The organism is Methanobrevibacter sp. YE315 (assembly GCF_001548675.1).
Lineage (GTDB): Archaea > Methanobacteriota > Methanobacteria > Methanobacteriales > Methanobacteriaceae > Methanocatella.
Genome location: NZ_CP010834.1, coordinates 1,157,124 through 1,174,175 on the forward strand (window position 1 = coordinate 1,157,124; position 17,052 = coordinate 1,174,175).

16 protein-coding genes are annotated in these 17,052 nt (G+C 32.6%); 13 read left to right on the forward strand and 3 right to left on the reverse strand.

Features of this window, described 5'->3' with window-relative positions; translation table 11 throughout:
* Positions 1–36: 36 nt before the first annotated feature.
* The 3 genes from TL18_RS04935 (at position 37) to TL18_RS04945 (ending at position 1,705) form a co-directional block, all read left to right on the forward strand.
* Entirely contained in the window at positions 37–837 is an 801-nt protein-coding gene (locus TL18_RS04935) for a DUF4013 domain-containing protein (protein WP_067042237.1), read from the forward strand.
* A gap of 131 nt (positions 838–968) precedes the next feature.
* Positions 969–1,172, forward strand: coding sequence for a hypothetical protein (locus tag TL18_RS04940; RefSeq protein WP_067042240.1), 204 nt, complete (start codon positions 969–971; stop codon positions 1,170–1,172).
* A gap of 116 nt (positions 1,173–1,288) precedes the next feature.
* Positions 1,289–1,705, forward strand: coding sequence for a hypothetical protein (locus TL18_RS04945; RefSeq protein WP_067042243.1), 417 nt, complete (start codon positions 1,289–1,291; stop codon positions 1,703–1,705).
* A gap of 284 nt (positions 1,706–1,989) precedes the next feature.
* On the opposite strand, the gene TL18_RS04950 is transcribed toward TL18_RS04945, so the two are convergent.
* Positions 1,990–2,835, reverse strand: a complete 846-nt coding sequence (locus TL18_RS04950) for a hypothetical protein (RefSeq protein ID WP_067042246.1) — start codon at positions 2,833–2,835, stop codon at positions 1,990–1,992.
* A 713-nt stretch (positions 2,836–3,548) separates the two neighbouring features.
* On the opposite strand from TL18_RS04950, the gene TL18_RS11100 reads away from it, so the two are divergent.
* The 3 genes from TL18_RS11100 (at position 3,549) to TL18_RS04965 (ending at position 6,099) form a co-directional block, all read left to right on the forward strand.
* Entirely contained in the window at positions 3,549–4,049 is a 501-nt protein-coding gene (locus TL18_RS11100; protein ID WP_197031812.1) for a hypothetical protein, read from the forward strand.
* A gap of 162 nt (positions 4,050–4,211) precedes the next feature.
* On the forward strand, positions 4,212–5,339 hold the full coding sequence (locus TL18_RS04960) for an MFS transporter (protein ID WP_082706390.1): 1,128 nt from the start codon (positions 4,212–4,214) through the stop codon (positions 5,337–5,339).
* A 91-nt stretch (positions 5,340–5,430) separates the two neighbouring features.
* On the forward strand, positions 5,431–6,099 hold the full coding sequence (locus tag TL18_RS04965; protein WP_067042256.1) for a class I SAM-dependent methyltransferase: 669 nt from the start codon (positions 5,431–5,433) through the stop codon (positions 6,097–6,099).
* 21 nt (positions 6,100–6,120) lie between these two features.
* Here the strand turns inward: TL18_RS04965 and TL18_RS04970 are convergent, their stop codons facing one another.
* Together TL18_RS04970 and surE are read right to left on the reverse strand one after the other, a co-directional pair.
* Entirely contained in the window at positions 6,121–8,988 is a 2,868-nt protein-coding gene (locus TL18_RS04970; RefSeq protein ID WP_067042260.1) for a carboxypeptidase-like regulatory domain-containing protein, read from the reverse strand.
* 90 nt (positions 8,989–9,078) lie between these two features.
* The gene (surE, locus tag TL18_RS04975; protein ID WP_067042263.1) at positions 9,079–9,894 is read right to left on the reverse strand and encodes a 5'/3'-nucleotidase SurE; all 816 of its coding nucleotides are present in this window, start codon (positions 9,892–9,894) and stop codon (positions 9,079–9,081) included.
* 129 nt (positions 9,895–10,023) lie between these two features.
* Here surE and TL18_RS04980 point away from each other — a divergent pair, with 129 nt between their 5' ends.
* The 7 genes from TL18_RS04980 to TL18_RS05010 all read left to right on the forward strand — a co-directional run bounded on the left by TL18_RS04980 (position 10,024) and on the right by TL18_RS05010 (position 17,018).
* Positions 10,024–10,983, forward strand: a complete 960-nt coding sequence (locus TL18_RS04980; RefSeq protein ID WP_082706392.1) for a phosphatase PAP2 family protein — start codon at positions 10,024–10,026, stop codon at positions 10,981–10,983.
* A 47-nt stretch (positions 10,984–11,030) separates the two neighbouring features.
* Complete coding sequence (locus TL18_RS04985) at positions 11,031–12,182, forward strand: MFS transporter (protein WP_082706394.1); 1,152 nt, start codon at positions 11,031–11,033, stop codon at positions 12,180–12,182.
* A 117-nt stretch (positions 12,183–12,299) separates the two neighbouring features.
* On the forward strand, positions 12,300–13,688 hold the full coding sequence (locus tag TL18_RS04990) for an MFS transporter (protein ID WP_067042272.1): 1,389 nt from the start codon (positions 12,300–12,302) through the stop codon (positions 13,686–13,688).
* A 51-nt stretch (positions 13,689–13,739) separates the two neighbouring features.
* Positions 13,740–14,165, forward strand: a complete 426-nt coding sequence (locus tag TL18_RS04995) for a thioredoxin family protein (RefSeq protein ID WP_067042275.1) — start codon at positions 13,740–13,742, stop codon at positions 14,163–14,165.
* On the forward strand, positions 14,166–14,786 hold the full coding sequence (locus tag TL18_RS05000; RefSeq protein ID WP_067042278.1) for a cytochrome c biogenesis CcdA family protein: 621 nt from the start codon (positions 14,166–14,168) through the stop codon (positions 14,784–14,786).
* Positions 14,787–15,380: 594 nt separating this feature from the next.
* The gene (locus tag TL18_RS05005) at positions 15,381–16,340 is read left to right on the forward strand and encodes a PLP-dependent cysteine synthase family protein (protein ID WP_067042282.1); all 960 of its coding nucleotides are present in this window, start codon (positions 15,381–15,383) and stop codon (positions 16,338–16,340) included.
* A gap of 144 nt (positions 16,341–16,484) precedes the next feature.
* Entirely contained in the window at positions 16,485–17,018 is a 534-nt protein-coding gene (locus tag TL18_RS05010; RefSeq protein ID WP_067042285.1) for a MarR family winged helix-turn-helix transcriptional regulator, read from the forward strand.
* Positions 17,019–17,052: the final 34 nt, after the last annotated feature.

Consider the following 17,052-nt stretch of genomic DNA (forward strand, 5'->3'; position numbering starts at 1 on the left):
AAAAAAATTCAATATTCAACATAGGGGAGTTTTATTATGGATTTAACAAAATTAGTTACAAATTCCTTCAAATATCCATTCAGAAATATTAAAAAATTGCCTATAATTTTCCTGTTTTTTATTCTGATTGCTGTCATTCCAATCGGCATAATATCAGATAATGATTATATTGTAGCAATTGGAGTAATCGCATTTTTCTTATTTATATTGCTTGTGCCGGGATATTTTTTATCAATTGTCAAGATGGGTTCAAGTCAATCAGCAATGATGCCTTCTTTCAATTTAGTGAATAACATATATGATTCAATCAGAGTATTATCCTTAAGAATAGTCTACATGATTGTTCCGGCTGCTCTATTTTTACTTGCTTTAAAAACAATAGGGCCTGCAATCAGAGATCTGATTTATAACTTTAGGATACCTGAGTTTTTAGCAGCTGTTGGGCTTCTGCTGGTGCTTATTTTTATTGTATACCTCATATTTGAATGTTTATTATTCTTTGCAAAAGCCAGATTAGCTTACTTTAACAGTTTACATGAAGCCTTAAGGATCAATAAAGTAATAGAGGATATCAGAAGAATAGGTATTCTTAACATAATTAAATGGTTAATCGTGATGGCAATACTGTTGAATGTCGTTACTTTTGTTTCATCATTTGTAATAGCGATTCCTTATGTTGGTTTTCTAGTTTATATCTGTATCGTTATTCCGATACTGGAAAGTATAGCCAATTACTCCCTGGGACTGTTATACTCAAATATAATTCAAGGTTATGATGATGCTGATCTTATGAAAGTGAAGAAAATCGAAACCGTCGAGTATGAAAAAATTAAATAAGTTTTAAATGAATGTTTTCAATACGATTATTCAAAACAAAAAACATTTCCTAAAATTAGGGTTCACATTTAAACCTACTGGATATTGTGATGGTGTTCGCAAATAACCGAAGATATATGGTGGTGATAAAAATGAGTTTTGAAAGTTGTTTAAAAACTTTGATGACAACCGAGAAACCTATTTTCTATAAAAAAGGTAGGCATGGTGAAAAAATTCCAATAACCAATCGTGAGCAAGCAATTAAAAAATTCATTGCTTGTGAATATGGAGCAATCTATGAAAATGATGCTCAAGTAGAAATTTTGGATTATGATGAAATTGACTGGTTAAGTTAAAAAAATAATATTAGTTAGAAGTTTTCAAGGCAAATATTCAAAACAAAAATTACATTAACTTCTAAAACAATGCACTCACATAATTAACAATATAGATTATAAATAAGGTGGGAAAAATGAAAATTAAAGAAATAATAATTACAATCACATTACTATTTTTGGTAATGGGAGCAACATATTCTGCAAATGTTGATTTTCTCAAAGCACCATCAGGTTTTGAAGATTTCATTGCAGGAATGTCTGAAAAAACAGAAAATAATAACATGTATTTAACTGTTGATGAAATGGAATTTAATAAAGACGCTTTTCAAAATGGTAATGGTTTAATTGTTGAAAAGTTAGATGGAAATATCTATAAATATGTGGATACTAAAGGTGATTTTTGTGGTGTTCAGGAAAAGGTTAAGATTGATGGTGTAGAGTATCTTGTTTATATTGAGGAAGATTTTACCACTAATGGTGATTTCAATTCTTATTTGAATATTTTGAAAGAGTTTAATAAGTTGAATAATCTTGAACCATTAGCAGTATGAATAGATGAATGGATACATGGTGTTTTGAAAATAGTAAAATAAACACCTCCATACATTTTTAAATGATTACTGGTAAGCACCTTTTAGTAATGTGTTTTTTAGAGCCAATATATTATTTGTGCTAAAATCATATTTGACATCTTTAATTTTCAAATACAATTTTTATTAGAAACTTTTTTTTACATCTGATTAGAATATTAAAATTAATCAAAAAAGAATTTTAATCATTTGAATATAAATTATTCTTTTTTTAAAAAATCTTTAAAAGGTTAATATGTGGAATATTAACCTGAGGTTGTTTCTATATGGCTGCTATCAGAACTATAACCGCCCGTATCATAAACCTCCTGAATATTATCGTATTGAGGAATATCAGTTGTTTCAATAGTAATTTCAGGTTTACCATTGTCATTAGAGCTAGGTGAACTAGAATGACTAGTTGGTAGTTTTGTTAGACTTCCATCAGCATTTAGACGATAATCATTACCATCAGGAAGGTTTAAAATAGTGCCTGGAGGGAAATATTCAACTGTTCCATCATCCCAAACAAATCTTACTAAATTAGAATTATTATTAGAATTATTAATGTTGTTAGTAACGTTATTTAGGGTATTTGAATATGGAGCTTTGTATTGTACTGATTTTGCCATATATAATGCCATATCTTTATTATCAACTGTTATAACGATATTGTCGTGGGTTGTATCATTTCCTATAATTATGCAATACATTGTATTTCTGTTATTCATACCTAATTTTCCGCCATCTAGTGTATAAACAGTAAATCCATCAATTTTTTCACATTTTTCAAAATGAGTTAAAACAACATCTTCAATGGATTTAATACCATAAGCTCCACTTAATGCGGATATTCCTTTAGCATTTGCCGCTTCTTCACTATTATATGTTATCAAACTTCCTTGTTTGAAAGACCACATTTTAGCGCCTGTATCATTCATTTCACCTTCAAATTTTGCTTTTTCGGTAGGAATTTCTATGGTTGTTCCGTTTGGTGTAATCTCAATTCTTTCATAATCTACTGGCTCTTGCAATGTTATAAAGAGAATTCCTGCTAATAGACATATAATTACAATTAGAATACTTATTATGATTATAATTTTAGTTTCCATGTTTTTAACCCCCTCTACAATATTATTAATATATATTATGTGTGTTAATTGTTATTAATATTATTTTATTTATAATTAGAGTTTCATTGTTTAAGTTTGAAGTGAATGTTTTCAATATAAATATTCAAATGTTCTCCTAACGCTTTAAAACATATGTAAAATTAGTTTTTTGTTCAAATATTAATCGTTTGGCAGAGAGACCAACTTAGATTTTTCATTTGATTTTCAAAATATTGATTTCATTTTTCGTGTTATATTTTTTGAAATATATTTCATTTTTTTGCTTTAAATAAACTGAAATTCATTTATTGATAATATTTTCAATTAATAATTTTTTAATTATGAAATTAAGCATTATACAATCTTTAAATAATGAAAGTAAGCACTTGCATTCGGAAACATTTATATATGATGTTCTCCCATGTATGGTTGTCAAGTTAAAGTACACACAGTACGTAATTCTTGAAGGACTGAAAGATAGATAGGATAGCAATATTATGAATGCATCCTAACTGTTTTAATGCCCGATTAAAAATATTTCAGTGATGATTTAAAAATTCGATTTGCCGTAGACGAATTCAATGATATTCAATAGAAATACGGTATATAACTACAATAAAAAAAATAATTAGACCACAAAAGAAAGCAAAGTGACCGATCTAACTAATCATCAAAGGTGAAAAGAAATGAATAAAATAATATTAACTATATGTTTGGTACTAATTGCCTTTATGGGCATAGCAGGCGTATCTGCATGTGATGTAGATAATTGTACTGCAAATGATACAGCGCCTTATGATATTGAGCAAAATGGTATTGATAATTCTCCTGCGAACGCTACAGCACAAAATGATGTCAATGAATCCTGTGCAGAGAATAGTTCTGCAGATGATGAATTTCCATATGATCTTGAGGAATATGGTATAGAAAATTTCCTTACAGATGACAAAAAACCATATAATGTTTACGAACATGCATATTATGATGAAGATAATAACGCCTGGGTTGAACATGACCTGTATTATTTTGCCGGCGAAGTTATTATGAACTTCAATGATGAGGGTTCTGTAGAAATCTTTATGCATGAATTGGGAATTAGTGAGCGTGAAGCCTGGTGGCTTTATTTTGTGGTGATAGACTACTATCATATTGTTGAAAATATAGCTCCTCCCGATGAATATGACCGATTGATATACTACGACCCATGGAAATAGGACTACGGTCCTTTATTTTATTTTTTTAAAAATTGATGGTGGGACACTAACCCACTGATTTTAAAATTTTTTTCCACTTATTTTTCAATTGAAAAGATTCAAAACAAAATTTTTTGATGTAACATAAAATTTATATCATATTGACAATAGAATTTTTTATTGATGTCTGAAAAAACAGTATGGTCATTGTCAATTGTGTGTTTTGCAATGTCCACATTATTAAGCTTGGTTGGAATAATCACAGTCATACAACTGTATTTCAACGTTTCAATTTACTGGGCTAGCCTTTATGCTAGTATTTTTGCGGGATCATTGGGAATTTCAAGTTTAATAACACCTGCACTTTTTTCCAAATATGAAAAGAAAAAGGTCATACTGTCCATATTAGTTATTACGGCTATCTGTAATTTAGCCCAACTGTTCATGACAAATTATTATGCTGCTTTGATTTTTAGAATAATTCCTGCAATATTATATCCTATAGCGGTTAGTGCTTCCCTGACAATTGTCGGCAAAATCAATCCTGACTATACAAACAGGGTTGTTTTAGGTATTTCTGCCGGAAGCATATTGGGCCTTTCGGTCACTTCCTATTTAGGGCTTGCCTACGGATATCAAATTTGCATGCTGTGGTTTGTTTTGATAGACATTATTGCCATTATTGCAACAGTATTGTTTATTCCTAAATTTGAGGGAAACAAGGAACCTGTATCCCTGCAAATAAGCCATGCCAAATCCAAATTATTTTTATATTCCATACTGTTTGTATTCTTTATGGTGGTTGGCATAAGTATCACCTACAACTATATCCCGACCTTCTTAGACCAGGTAACTCATATGGATGCTGGAATGGTATTCACCACCTTATTCATAATGGGATTATTGTCCATGGTCGGAACAGTACTTTCCGGACATTTAGTTAATCAGAACGGTAATTTAGCAGTTCTGTTCTATCCTATAGGCTTTACAGTAGTGATGTTTATTGTAGGATTTTTTGCCAGATACCCCTTTTATGAATTTTGTACATTACTGATTTTCTCACTGTTTGACGGGTCCGCATATACAGTTACACAATATTGGGTCACATCATCCGCCCGCGAATCACCTGAATTTGCCAACGGTATTTTCCTATTGATGTGCAATTTGTCAATTTTTATAGGAACCATGATCGGCAGCGCAATTATTGATATTATTGATATAGTATACATATTCTATGGGTCTATGATTATGATGATTTTAGCAATACCATTTGTTCTCATCAGAATCAAAACCAATCCTGATGCCAGATAACCTTATAATCTAATTTAAAATATCTAAATGTCAAATGTGAAAACTTACCCGCTATCAGACTATACAATATGAAAAATTTTGAGATAAAACAATGAATCTTAAAGATATTAAAATCATAGAGGAACCTGAATTATTAATCAATGCCAGAAACCCCCAAGGCGAATTGGGTGATAGACTAATAGAAAAGATGAATGTCAATCATGAGAAATTGGCCAAGTGGAGTCTGAAGCATTTAAAAATATCCGGCACTGACATTATCCTAGATATTGGCTGTGGTGGGGGAGTTAATGTAGATAGGTTCTGTCATATTACTGACAATAAGGTATATGGTCTAGATTATTCAAAAGTGGCCTGCGAAAAATCAACTTTGTTGAATGAAAGTGCAATTTGCGAAGGCAGATGTGAAATTATTCAGGGGTCAGTTTCCGAGATGCCATTCGACGACAACAGTTTCAATATCGTGACCGCATTTGAAACAGTCTACTTCTGGCCTGATTTCACTAATGATTTGAAGGAAGTTCGAAGAGTCCTAAAAGACAATGGGAAAATATTCATAGCCAATGAAGCCCTTCCAAAAGAAAATGACGAACGTCAAAAGGAACTGATTGAACTGCTGGATATGAACATATATTCTGAAAATCAATTGGAAGAACATTTGCAAGAAGCGGGATTTTCCAATATAAAAATATACATTAAAGAGTCTAAAGATTCATTTACTGGAGAAGATGCAAGCTGGATTTGTGCAGTCGCTCAGAAATAATAATTATCTAATTTTAAGGCATTAAATGAAAAAAGCCATCAACATAAATAGCAATGAAAAAACACCAAAACCGCATAAATATAATACTGGACCTGTTGAGCATATGCAAAGCAATTCCAAAAAGAAGATTATTCCAAAATCAAGATTTTCATAAATGCCTTTTAAATCGTTACCAATACTGTTTTTGACTAATTTGACATTATGATTGAATGAATCTGTTTTATCACCAAATGCCCAGTTTTTGCCTGATTCATATGACGGTTTTTCAGGCTCATTATCATATGTTTGGCCTGATTTTTTAACTTCAATGGTATTGTTAATTGTTTGACCGGCATAAGTCGCTTCCAAAGTATATGTTCCAGGCATTAATGTATTTGGAATTGTGAAAGTGGCCAAACCTTCAGAGTCTGTTGTGATTTCATAGGTTTTTTTGTCAAGCCTGATTGTTACGACCTGATTTTCACCTGCAGGATTTCCAGAATCATCAAAGGCTTTCACCTGATACTTGAATCCATCGTTATAATCCATAACTACATCGTATCCAACCAATCTTGGAACGACTTCAATTAAATTTTCAACTACCTCGCCTGTAGCGGGATTTGTAAATACGATATTCTGGGAAGTGGTCAATTTAGTGAAAGGAATCTCTATAATTCCATTATCGTCTGTAACATATTCTGAGGATTTTCCATTGACGCTAACATTTACAGCTGTATTTACCAATGCATCACCATCACGATTCAATAATTGGGCTGTGAATACATAGTCACTGTTATAACCTCGGGTAGCGTTTTGTGAAACAACTGTCCTGTTTAAATCGTAAAAAGTTCCAATATACATGTAATCAAGGCATATCGGTATGTCCTCCGGAGCAGTGAAATTTTCTTTAAACCAGAAGTAATCGGCAAACAATGCATTGCTTTGGTTTATTAAGTGACCGTCCTCATTGGAAAGATATACTGAATCTGAAAATCCGTTATCGCTTAACTTGATGTGATGAACCTGAATGCAATGCCTCAAATAGCCATACTCATCATTTGAAGCTAAATAAACGCATGTCTCAACAGGATTTGTCAGGTTATCCAAAGAGCCTTGGCGCCTGTAATCAGGACCGTTTGGAGAAACGATGAAGCTGTTATCACCTAAAACACCTATTTCATAAAAGGATTTATTGTCATTGTTAATGTGATACATCACATTCCCATAAGTCCCATTAGGGGCAACAATAAGCAGATGTCCGCAGTCAACACTCTCTTTTATTTCATAAATCAGTTGCAATGCATCAGGGTCTATGTATTCATTTTTAACCATATCGCTTGCAATTGCCTCTATCTTTTCATTGTAAACTGCATCATCCCAACCGCCTGTTCCAATGACCCAACCATTTGTATAGATCTTGGTCAAGAAGAAATATTCGGCAGTTGGTTTGAAATATTTGATATAATCCTCATCGTGTTCAATGAACTGTGTGAAATTATTTATACCACCATCACGCCTGTGGGCTATTGCAAAATCAGTTTCGTTTATGCGGACATAAATAGAACAGCAGTCCAAATCCATATTAGTATAATAGGCACGTTTAACGGAGTCAACATTCAAATCGAGTATTGATTCTGTGTAATTTTTTTCATTGAATACATTTGAGTTGCCGGTAATCCTCATGATTTCATCATAATTGGGATTGGAAACGTCCCATGTGTTATTTACAAGGGTTATGTTTCCGCCTAAAAATTGGGTGATGAAATCTGATCCGTAATTTGAAATTATGGAATTCATTACGCTGATATTTCCTTTACCGTTATAGATTGCCTTATTTGCATTATTATCGAATATGGTATTGTTTACCCAGAAATTACTTGATTTTCCATAGAATACGGATGCCTTGTCTGATACATGATTATTTTTCAAAACACTATCCTCTAGTGCAAAGAAACCTAATATCTCATAATCGTCTCCATCAAAAGAATCTTCATAGAAAAGCGCTCCAACCTTAGCGGAGTTGTCTTCAAATATGCATTCGCGAGCAAATGTTCTTGATAAAGAACATTTATAAAATACTCCTCCCCTATTTGCATGATTTCCTGTGAAATTGCATCGGTTGAATATTATGTTTCTAAATGAAGAAGTGGATGCCACACCGCCCTCATTAGCGGCATTATTGATAAAATTGCAATCATTAAATTCAATGTGGTCGATTATATTATCATATTGTAGTGTATAATGTAGCACAGCTCCGCTGTATGCACTATTATTTTCAAAAGAACATGAGCAGAGTTCCATCAGATAACTTGAAAAAACTCCTCCCCCATACCAGTTAGCATTATTGCTTACAAATTTAGAATTATTTATGTAGGATACTGAACTTGAATAAACGGCACCCGCAGCGCCTGTTGCGGAATTGTTTTCAAATTTGCAGTCATAAATGAAAATATAGCCTTTTGAATATATTGCTCCCCCTTCACCATATATCCCATAAGCGGAATTATCCTTAAATGTTACGTTCTTTAAGATTAAATTAGAATCGGCATCTAAAAAAATAGCTCCTCCAGAGCCTTTAAAAGCAGCTGAAGAGATTATCATGTTTGATAAAGTTACATTGCTTTTTATAATATTGAAGATTCTGACTTGATTTGAATTTGAATCCTTTCCATAAATGGCATGATTGTTCCCATCAATATCAATTTCCATATTATTGATTGAAATTCCTTCCTTGTAGACGTTTTCCTCATTGGAGGCATTCTGATTTAACACAATGTCTTCATTTAGAATAACATGACCATTATCACTGATTTGCTGACTTAAATCTGTGAAATTTCCGGCACAAACCATATTAATGGAAAAGAGCATTACAGCCAGTATCAAAAAAGCAACATAAATTTTCTTTAACATTATTTAAAATTTTGAATAAGAAAATATATAAAAGTTATTCAAAAAAGCTCTTTTGCTCTGTTTTTTAGTGAAATGTATAAAAATTATTTTTCACCAATCCTTTAACTCTTGACTTGTCATATTGACATTTAGGGGTGTTAGGCTTGGCCTTTTTTCGACAATTAGAGCATGTCCGTCACTGCCTTCCTCATATTCCTGAACCAGATTAGATGTAATCATGATTAAATCATCACTGCTTTGGTTTTCATCCAAAGGATAGTTGAACAATTCCCTTTTTTCAATATTTGTATTGTCAATGACATCCTTATCAAGCATCTTATGTGACAGGCTGGTAATTTTAACTTCTTCAGATTCATAGTTTGACGGCACATTCAGGTTAAACAGGTCAACGCCTTCAGGAAAACCTTCATCAATTATCCTTGAAACCAAATCATGCAACACTTTCTTTGTTAATGTGAAATCATATTCCACGTACCATTCGCCGTTTTCATCCTGTTTATAGGCAGTTTTGGGATCCACAAATAAGGAAACTGCAATGGCGGGAATTCCCAGGCTAACTGCCTCCAATGCCGCACAGACTGTTCCTGAAGTGGTGATGTCACAGCTTATGTTAACGCCAGAATTTATTCCTGTTATGACCAAATCTGGCTTTTCATCCATTACGTAATCTGCACCGACAATCACCGCGTCTGCAGGACTTCCTGAAACTGAATATGCTGGACTTCCGTCCTCAAGCTCACAAAGGTCAAGTTTCAGATGCTTGAATAGTGATATCCGTCGGCCAACACTGCTGTTATTCTTATCTGGGGCTACAACAGTAACGTCAGCCAAGTCATCTACAGCCTGTTTTGCAGCCAAAATCCCTGGTGCGAAAACACCGTCATCATTAGATATAAGAATGTTCATGTTATCAACTTAAATTATGTTGTTATTAATATCTTAAATTCTTTTAGTTAAAAAATATTTCTTAATTCAGGACTTTGCATTTGCATATAGTTTATATAATTGAATTAAAATATTATCAAATAACAGGTGATGAAAATTAATATCTTGATTGACCCATTATTGTTAATACAGTTTTTTAGAGACCAGATAGCCCATGGAGCCTTTAACTCATTTTTTGTAGCGTGTTCCATTTTCGGAGAAACCCTTACTGCAACAATCCTAATAGCAATAGTCTATTGGTGCCTGGATAAGAAATTAGGAGAATATCTTCTTCTAGGCCAGGCCGGTGGGGAGCTGGTGAACGGTCTTGCCAAGGTTGTCGCATGCGTATATCGCCCATGGATACTTGATTCAAGAATCAAACCTGTATCCGAAGCAATTGCAACGGCTACCGGATATTCATTTCCAAGCGGACATGTAACCACCGCCACAGTATTATTCGGAGGGGCCGCCTTAAGGGGCAAATTCGGCAAATACTTAAATATTGCTTTAATCGTTTCCTTGATACTTGTTGCATTTAGCCGCAACTATCTGGGAGTACATTCAGTTTTGGATGTAATTTTCGGCTTTCTCTTCACATTGATTGTACTTATAATATTTTCCAAACTCTTCGATAGTCTTGACGAAATGCCAAACCTTGACATCATCATTTCAGTTGTTGGGATAATAATTTCAATCATGATTGTTGCCTTTGCATTGACAAAATCATATCCTCTTGACTATGACTCTGCAGGCAGATTGATAGTTGATCCGGCAGTCCTGACAATAGACACTTTTAGAAATGCGGGAATTTCCGTGGGTACATTCATAAGCTGGCCAATCGAGAGAAGATTCATCAAATTTGCAACTGACGGAACCATGGAAGCAAAAGCTGCAAGATGCATATTTGGCTTTATCTCATTGGAGTTCATTATAAATGTTATCTGTCCACTGATGGGAAATGGCGCATTAGGAAATTTCCTTCAAACATTCATTGTAATGGTATTTATAATATTGATATATCCTACAATCATTAAACTGTTTCAAAAAAATAACCTAAATGGCAAATAAGCATTCCTATCGTAAGCATTATATTGGATAAAATAAATAATTTAAATATGGAAAGGAAAACTAGATTATTGATATTGTCATTGTTCATTATGGCGTTTTCAACGTCTACTTTCCTCAGCATATCTGGAGTGATACCTGAAATCGGCGCGTATTACCATGTGCCATTTTTATATGCAAGCTTGTTTGTCGGTTTGTTTGCTTTTATCCTAGCCATTACCGGTTTATTCCTACCACAATACATTTCAAAATTTGAAAGGAAGAAATTTTTTGTCATATCGCTCATTATCTTTTCAATATCAAGTTTTTCACAGATTTTCATAAGCAATTTTTATTTGGCATTGATCGCTAGGGTAATCCCTGCATTCTTCTATTCTTCAGTAATAAGCATAGCCTTAACCATAATGTCTGAAATATCTCTAAAAAATACAAACAGGGTAATCTTAGGGGTTTCATCAGGAACAATACTTGGACTGTCAATCTCCACTTATATATCTATAAGATATGGATATCCAATTGTAAACGTATGGCTCTTTTTGATTAACGTTTTAGCCTTGATTATCATTATGCTATTTTTCCCAAAGATGGACGGTAAAATCAAAAGGCCTGAATTTGAGTTTCATGAGATTACTTCAACAAAATTCATTGTTACTGTAATTTTCATATTGTTTTTAGGAATCTCAGTAAGTACAATATACAATTATTTTGCAGTAATCCTATCATCATTAACCCATATCAGCGAAGAGCTGACCTTATCAATCTTCCTGCTATTCAACGGATTCGCTTCCATGATCGGAACAACACTATTCGGATATCTATTAATAAAAAATTCAAAATTTGCCGTTTTAATATATCCAATCGCATTTGCAGCCGTTATCCTGACGATGGGAATGCTTATCGAAATTCCAACCCTGACATTCATAACTTTAATGGCATTCGGTTTTCTAGATGGATCCATGCATACAATCGCCCAATTCTGGATTACTTCAGCCCTGAAAGATACACCAGAATTTGCCAACGGATTCTATTTATTCATCAACAACTTCAACAGAACAATAGGTATTCTTATAGGAGCATTTATAGTCAGCTATATGAATATACATCTTCTCTTCACACTGCCTATCATATTCTTGCTCTTTTCAGTTATTTTTGTCAGATACAGAATTAAAAAATACCCCGAATCCTGTGAAAACATTCAATAAAATATAATTTATTCTTAAGGAAAAATATCTTGCAAAGTTTATATAATATTAAAAATATAGGAAATTGTAAAGGCATATAATATTTTTATTGAATAAATTCTAAAAAATGATAATACAATGAAACAAAAAACTTTAGATACAAAAACCAGGAATTTAATACTGATTCTGTTCCTGATAGGCGTATTCATGGGTTCACTGGATACGGGAATAATAGGTCCGGTACTGCCTTCCATTGAACAGAGCTTTCACCTGACAAGCAGAGAATCAAGCTGGATATTTACACTCTTTGTAATCACTTTCATGATCGGTTCTCCAGTAATGGCGAAGTTTTCAGACTTTTACGGTCGTAAAAAGATTTTTATCTTGGATGTTCTGCTATTTGGAATCGGGTCATGTCTGATTGCATTTTCCATGAATATCGAATCCATATTTTTAGGAAGAATCATACAGGGTTTTGGCTGTGGAGGAATTTTCCCTGTCGGTGGAGCATTCATTGGTGATGAATTCCCATTAGAAGAACGTGGGAAAGCATTAGGAATTCTCGGAAGCGTATTCGGAATTTCTGCAATTGGCGGACCTCTTGTTGGAGCTGCATTAATTCCATTTGGATGGAACTGGTGTTTTACAATAAACATTCCAATCAGCATATTTCTTGTGATTTTTGCATGGCATATCCTTCCCGATATGGAAAACAGCAGAAAGCTTAAAATAGACTATTTGGGAATCGTAATACTGAGCCTGCTTGCGATATTCCTGTCATATGGATTGAATCAGATTGACTCAAGCAACTTCATAAACAGCATATTGTCCTTAAATGTGCTTCCATTTTTAATCATGTTCATTATTCTAATCCCAATTTTCTTTAAAGTTGAAAAAAAAGCGGAAGAATCCATTGTAGCTATACATATGCTGAAAAACAAGGACATAAGTATCGCCTGTATTGAAACATTGGCCTATGGAATAATCTACTCTTCTGCAATATTCATTCCATCCCTTGTTATTCTTTCAATGGGTCTGAATGACCAGTACGCAAGCCTGATGCTGATTCCTATTTTGGGAGTCAATGCCGTTGCCGCACCTATACTCGGAAAAATCTTGGATTCCACAGGGTCACGAAAAATCATGGCTATTGGAACATTGCTTTTAACTGTAGGCCTCCTGATTATTGCAATTTACCCAAGCAATTTCATATTATTCATTATAGCAGGATGTCTAATCGGAGTAGGCCTTGTAACAATCATCGGAGCTCCTTTAAGATACATAGTTTTAAGTGAAGCAAAACCTTATGAAAGGGGTGCAGGACAAGCTATTGTAAATATGTTATCCAGTGCAGGCCAATTGATAGGCGGTGCCCTTATCGGAGGAATAATAGCATCATTTTCAGGAATTACAGGTTATAAAATAAGCTTGTTTTTAGGTGCTATTGTGGCATTCATCGCATTTTTATTCACCCTGAAATTAAAAAGCCGCGACGAGCAGATAGCCACAATGAAAGCAAACCAGTAAGAAATCATTAAAGAAAAAACTTTATTAATAGTGATTTTTAGAATATTTTTTATGAAAAGAAATTTTTTAATTTTAATGGCAATTTTTGTTGTTTTGACAGTATCATCCGCAGTTTATTCTGTTGATTTTGAAAACACAACAATTCCAGGATTGAATATAACTACTGATATTGATTCTGCTTTCAATGTTGCACAAAGTCAAAATAAAACCGTAGTTATCATATTTGATCAGGAAAGCTGCGTTTACTGCGACATGTTAAAAAAGGATGTTCTGTCAAATAGTGATGTTCAAAAAGAATTGAATGAAAACTTCGTTGTTGTTCTGGTTGACATCAACAAAAATCCTAACATAGCTGCTGAATATAATGTCTTTGGAACTCCTATTATCCAGTTTATAGATTCTGACGGTAAATTGATTAATAAAATCGAAGGATATGTGGACAGTGATGAATTTTTACAATCCATTAAGGAGATTTAAATGGAAATAATCCCTTTCATTTCATTTTTTACCGGCGTAATTTCAATATTATCCCCATGTATTTTACCGATTATTCCTATTTTCGTGGCATTCAGCCTAAAATCCAAGTCCAAAAGTGAGATAATATCTTTTACTTTAGGTTTGCTCAGTATTTTTGTAGTTATCATATTCCTGACTGGATTCTTCACTTCAATAGTCTACAGCTACATCGCCTATATCAGAATCCTTTCGGCAATTCTGCTTTTGGTTATCGGAATCCTGATGTTGGTTGATTATTCTTTCAGCTTTAAAGCTTTAACTCCAAAAAACAAAGATGGTGTTGTTGGTTCATTTATTTTAGGTTTTTTAACCTCTATTTCATGGGCTCCCTGTTATAGTGCTTATCTGATTTCTCTTATTTCATTACTTGTCAGCACCAACAGCGGATTATATGCTATTTTTAATTTAATCTTATATTGCCTCGGCTTTGCTTTAACCCTGTTTATCTTAAGTTTAATAATCTCAAAAATCAATTTGGAAAGGTTAATAACAAAAACCAAATACATCCCAAAAATATTTGCAATTTTAATTATTATAAGTGCAATTTACTTGCTTTGGGAGTCTTTTAAGGTGTTGATTTAGTTTTAGTCATCTGATTTTTCTTCATCTTTAATCTTTTCTTTCAAGTTTTCAATTCCGATTATCATTTTGTTTACCTCCGCCATTCAATTTTAATTAATACTTATTTTTTATCCTATATAAATATTTAGGTATGCCTAAATTTTTTATTTTTCAAAGATTACACAAAAAATATTTTAAAATAACCGGCCCATTAAATGGGCCACGTTAAAAATTAATAAAAAATATGGAATAAAAAGTATGGGGAGACATACTTTTTATCTAAATTGTGGAATCCATCCTTTATTAAGGATATTTGGGTTTTTGTTTCATCTTATTTAATTTTGGAGAAAAATATTTAGTCGAAACTATCTTATTTTAATTTCAACTAAGTAATAGTATTAATTCAATAGTATATAAAGTTTTTCTAGTGTAAGCGGTTACTTGCATCTTTAAATGATAAAAAAAGATATTAGAATTAGTTAAATTAAAAAATAACATATTTAAATCAATTAAAAGAATAAATCTTAAATATAAAAATCAGCCTAAAATCAAAAAAGTATTTTATAACTTAAAACAAATGTTATAATGTTATATTATTAAATTGGATGGAATGTTATGAATATTGGAAATTTAGTTGGAAATACACCAATGATAAAAATCGATTATGAATATGAAGGCAAAAAAGGAAGCATATATTCTAAAATAGAATATTACAATTATTCAGGAAGCATTAAAGACAGAATTGCATTATACATTATTCAAAAAGAAAAAGAAAGGGGCAACCTAAAAGAAGGCCAGCCAATCATCGAAGTTACCAGTGGAAATACAGGTATTGCATTCAGTGCTATCGGTGCCCTTTATGGTCATGATGTCCATATTTTCATGCCTGATTGGGTGTCTCTTGAAAGGAGAAAACTAATTGAAATGTACGGTGCCCATGTTCACCTCGTATCAAAAGAAGATGGTGGATTTAAAAAAGCTTTAGAACTTGTCGATGAATATGCTGATGAAATAGGTGCATATAAACCACTCCAATTTGATAATGAATTAAATGTCGAAGCCCAATATAACACTACCGGCCAGGAAATCATTGATAAGATTCCTGATGTCAATGCCTTTGTTTCAGGAATCGGAACTGGCGGAACCCTTATGGGAATCGGCAAAAGATTAAAAGACAATAACCCTGACTCCAAAATAATAGCTTTAGAGCCAAGCACATTATCAATCCTTAAAATGGGAATGGAGGAAGGAAGTCATATGATTGAAGGAATAGGCGATGACTTTATTCCTGGAATCGTTGATGAGAATCTAATTGATGACATTGTACTTATTCATGATTGTGATGCCATCAACATGTCCAAACGTATAGCTAAGGAATTCGGTTTGGGAATTGGTATTTCAAGCGGCGCTAACTTTTTAGCTAGCGTATTATCCGATAAAGATGATTTGAAAATAGCCACCGTCTTTCCGGATGACAACAAAAAATACATTACAACAAAACTATCCGAACCTATCGACGAAGATCCAAAATTGCTTTCAAATAAAATAAATCTTATTGATTTTGAAGTAATTTAAATCTTTTTTCTTTTTTTATTCAACAAAATCTCATATGATTATTCCAATTTTAAAATAATTTTAAATAATATTAAATTATTAAATATATTTATTGCAAGTACTTGTAATAAATTTTTGAGTAATTATTTCAAAATGTGATAATCAATGAACGAAATTTTATTTCATAAATTGTATTTTATTAATGAAATTCTGGAACAGAAAAGTAAAACAAACCAATCCAAAATGAATAACATTTCCCGAGGTCAGGGAAGGGTTTTGGCCATCTTAAAAAGAAAAGATAATATACCTACTAAAGATTTGGCCATCATTTTGGGAATAAGCGTTTCTGCATTGAACTCCCTTTTGACAAAATTGGAAAAAAACGGTTTTATTGTCAAGGAACCTTCAATGGAAGATAAACGTGTTTTACTAGTTAAATTAACTGAAAAAGGACAAAATGTCATTATAGAACCTTCAGTTGACTATAACATTTTCGATTGTTTAGACAACAATCAGAAACAGGAATTTGATAGCTATTTAAATTCAATAATTTATGAAATTTTAAAAGACATTAAAAAAGACAATCCCAAAAAATTCGAAAAAACAACCCAAAAAAGAAATAATCTAATCAAGGAATTATTCAACAGCAGCAACGAGGATATGTTTTGGTTTAATATGATTAATGAAAACGAGAAATAGCGATACTTGCTATTTGATTAATAAATTATTCAAA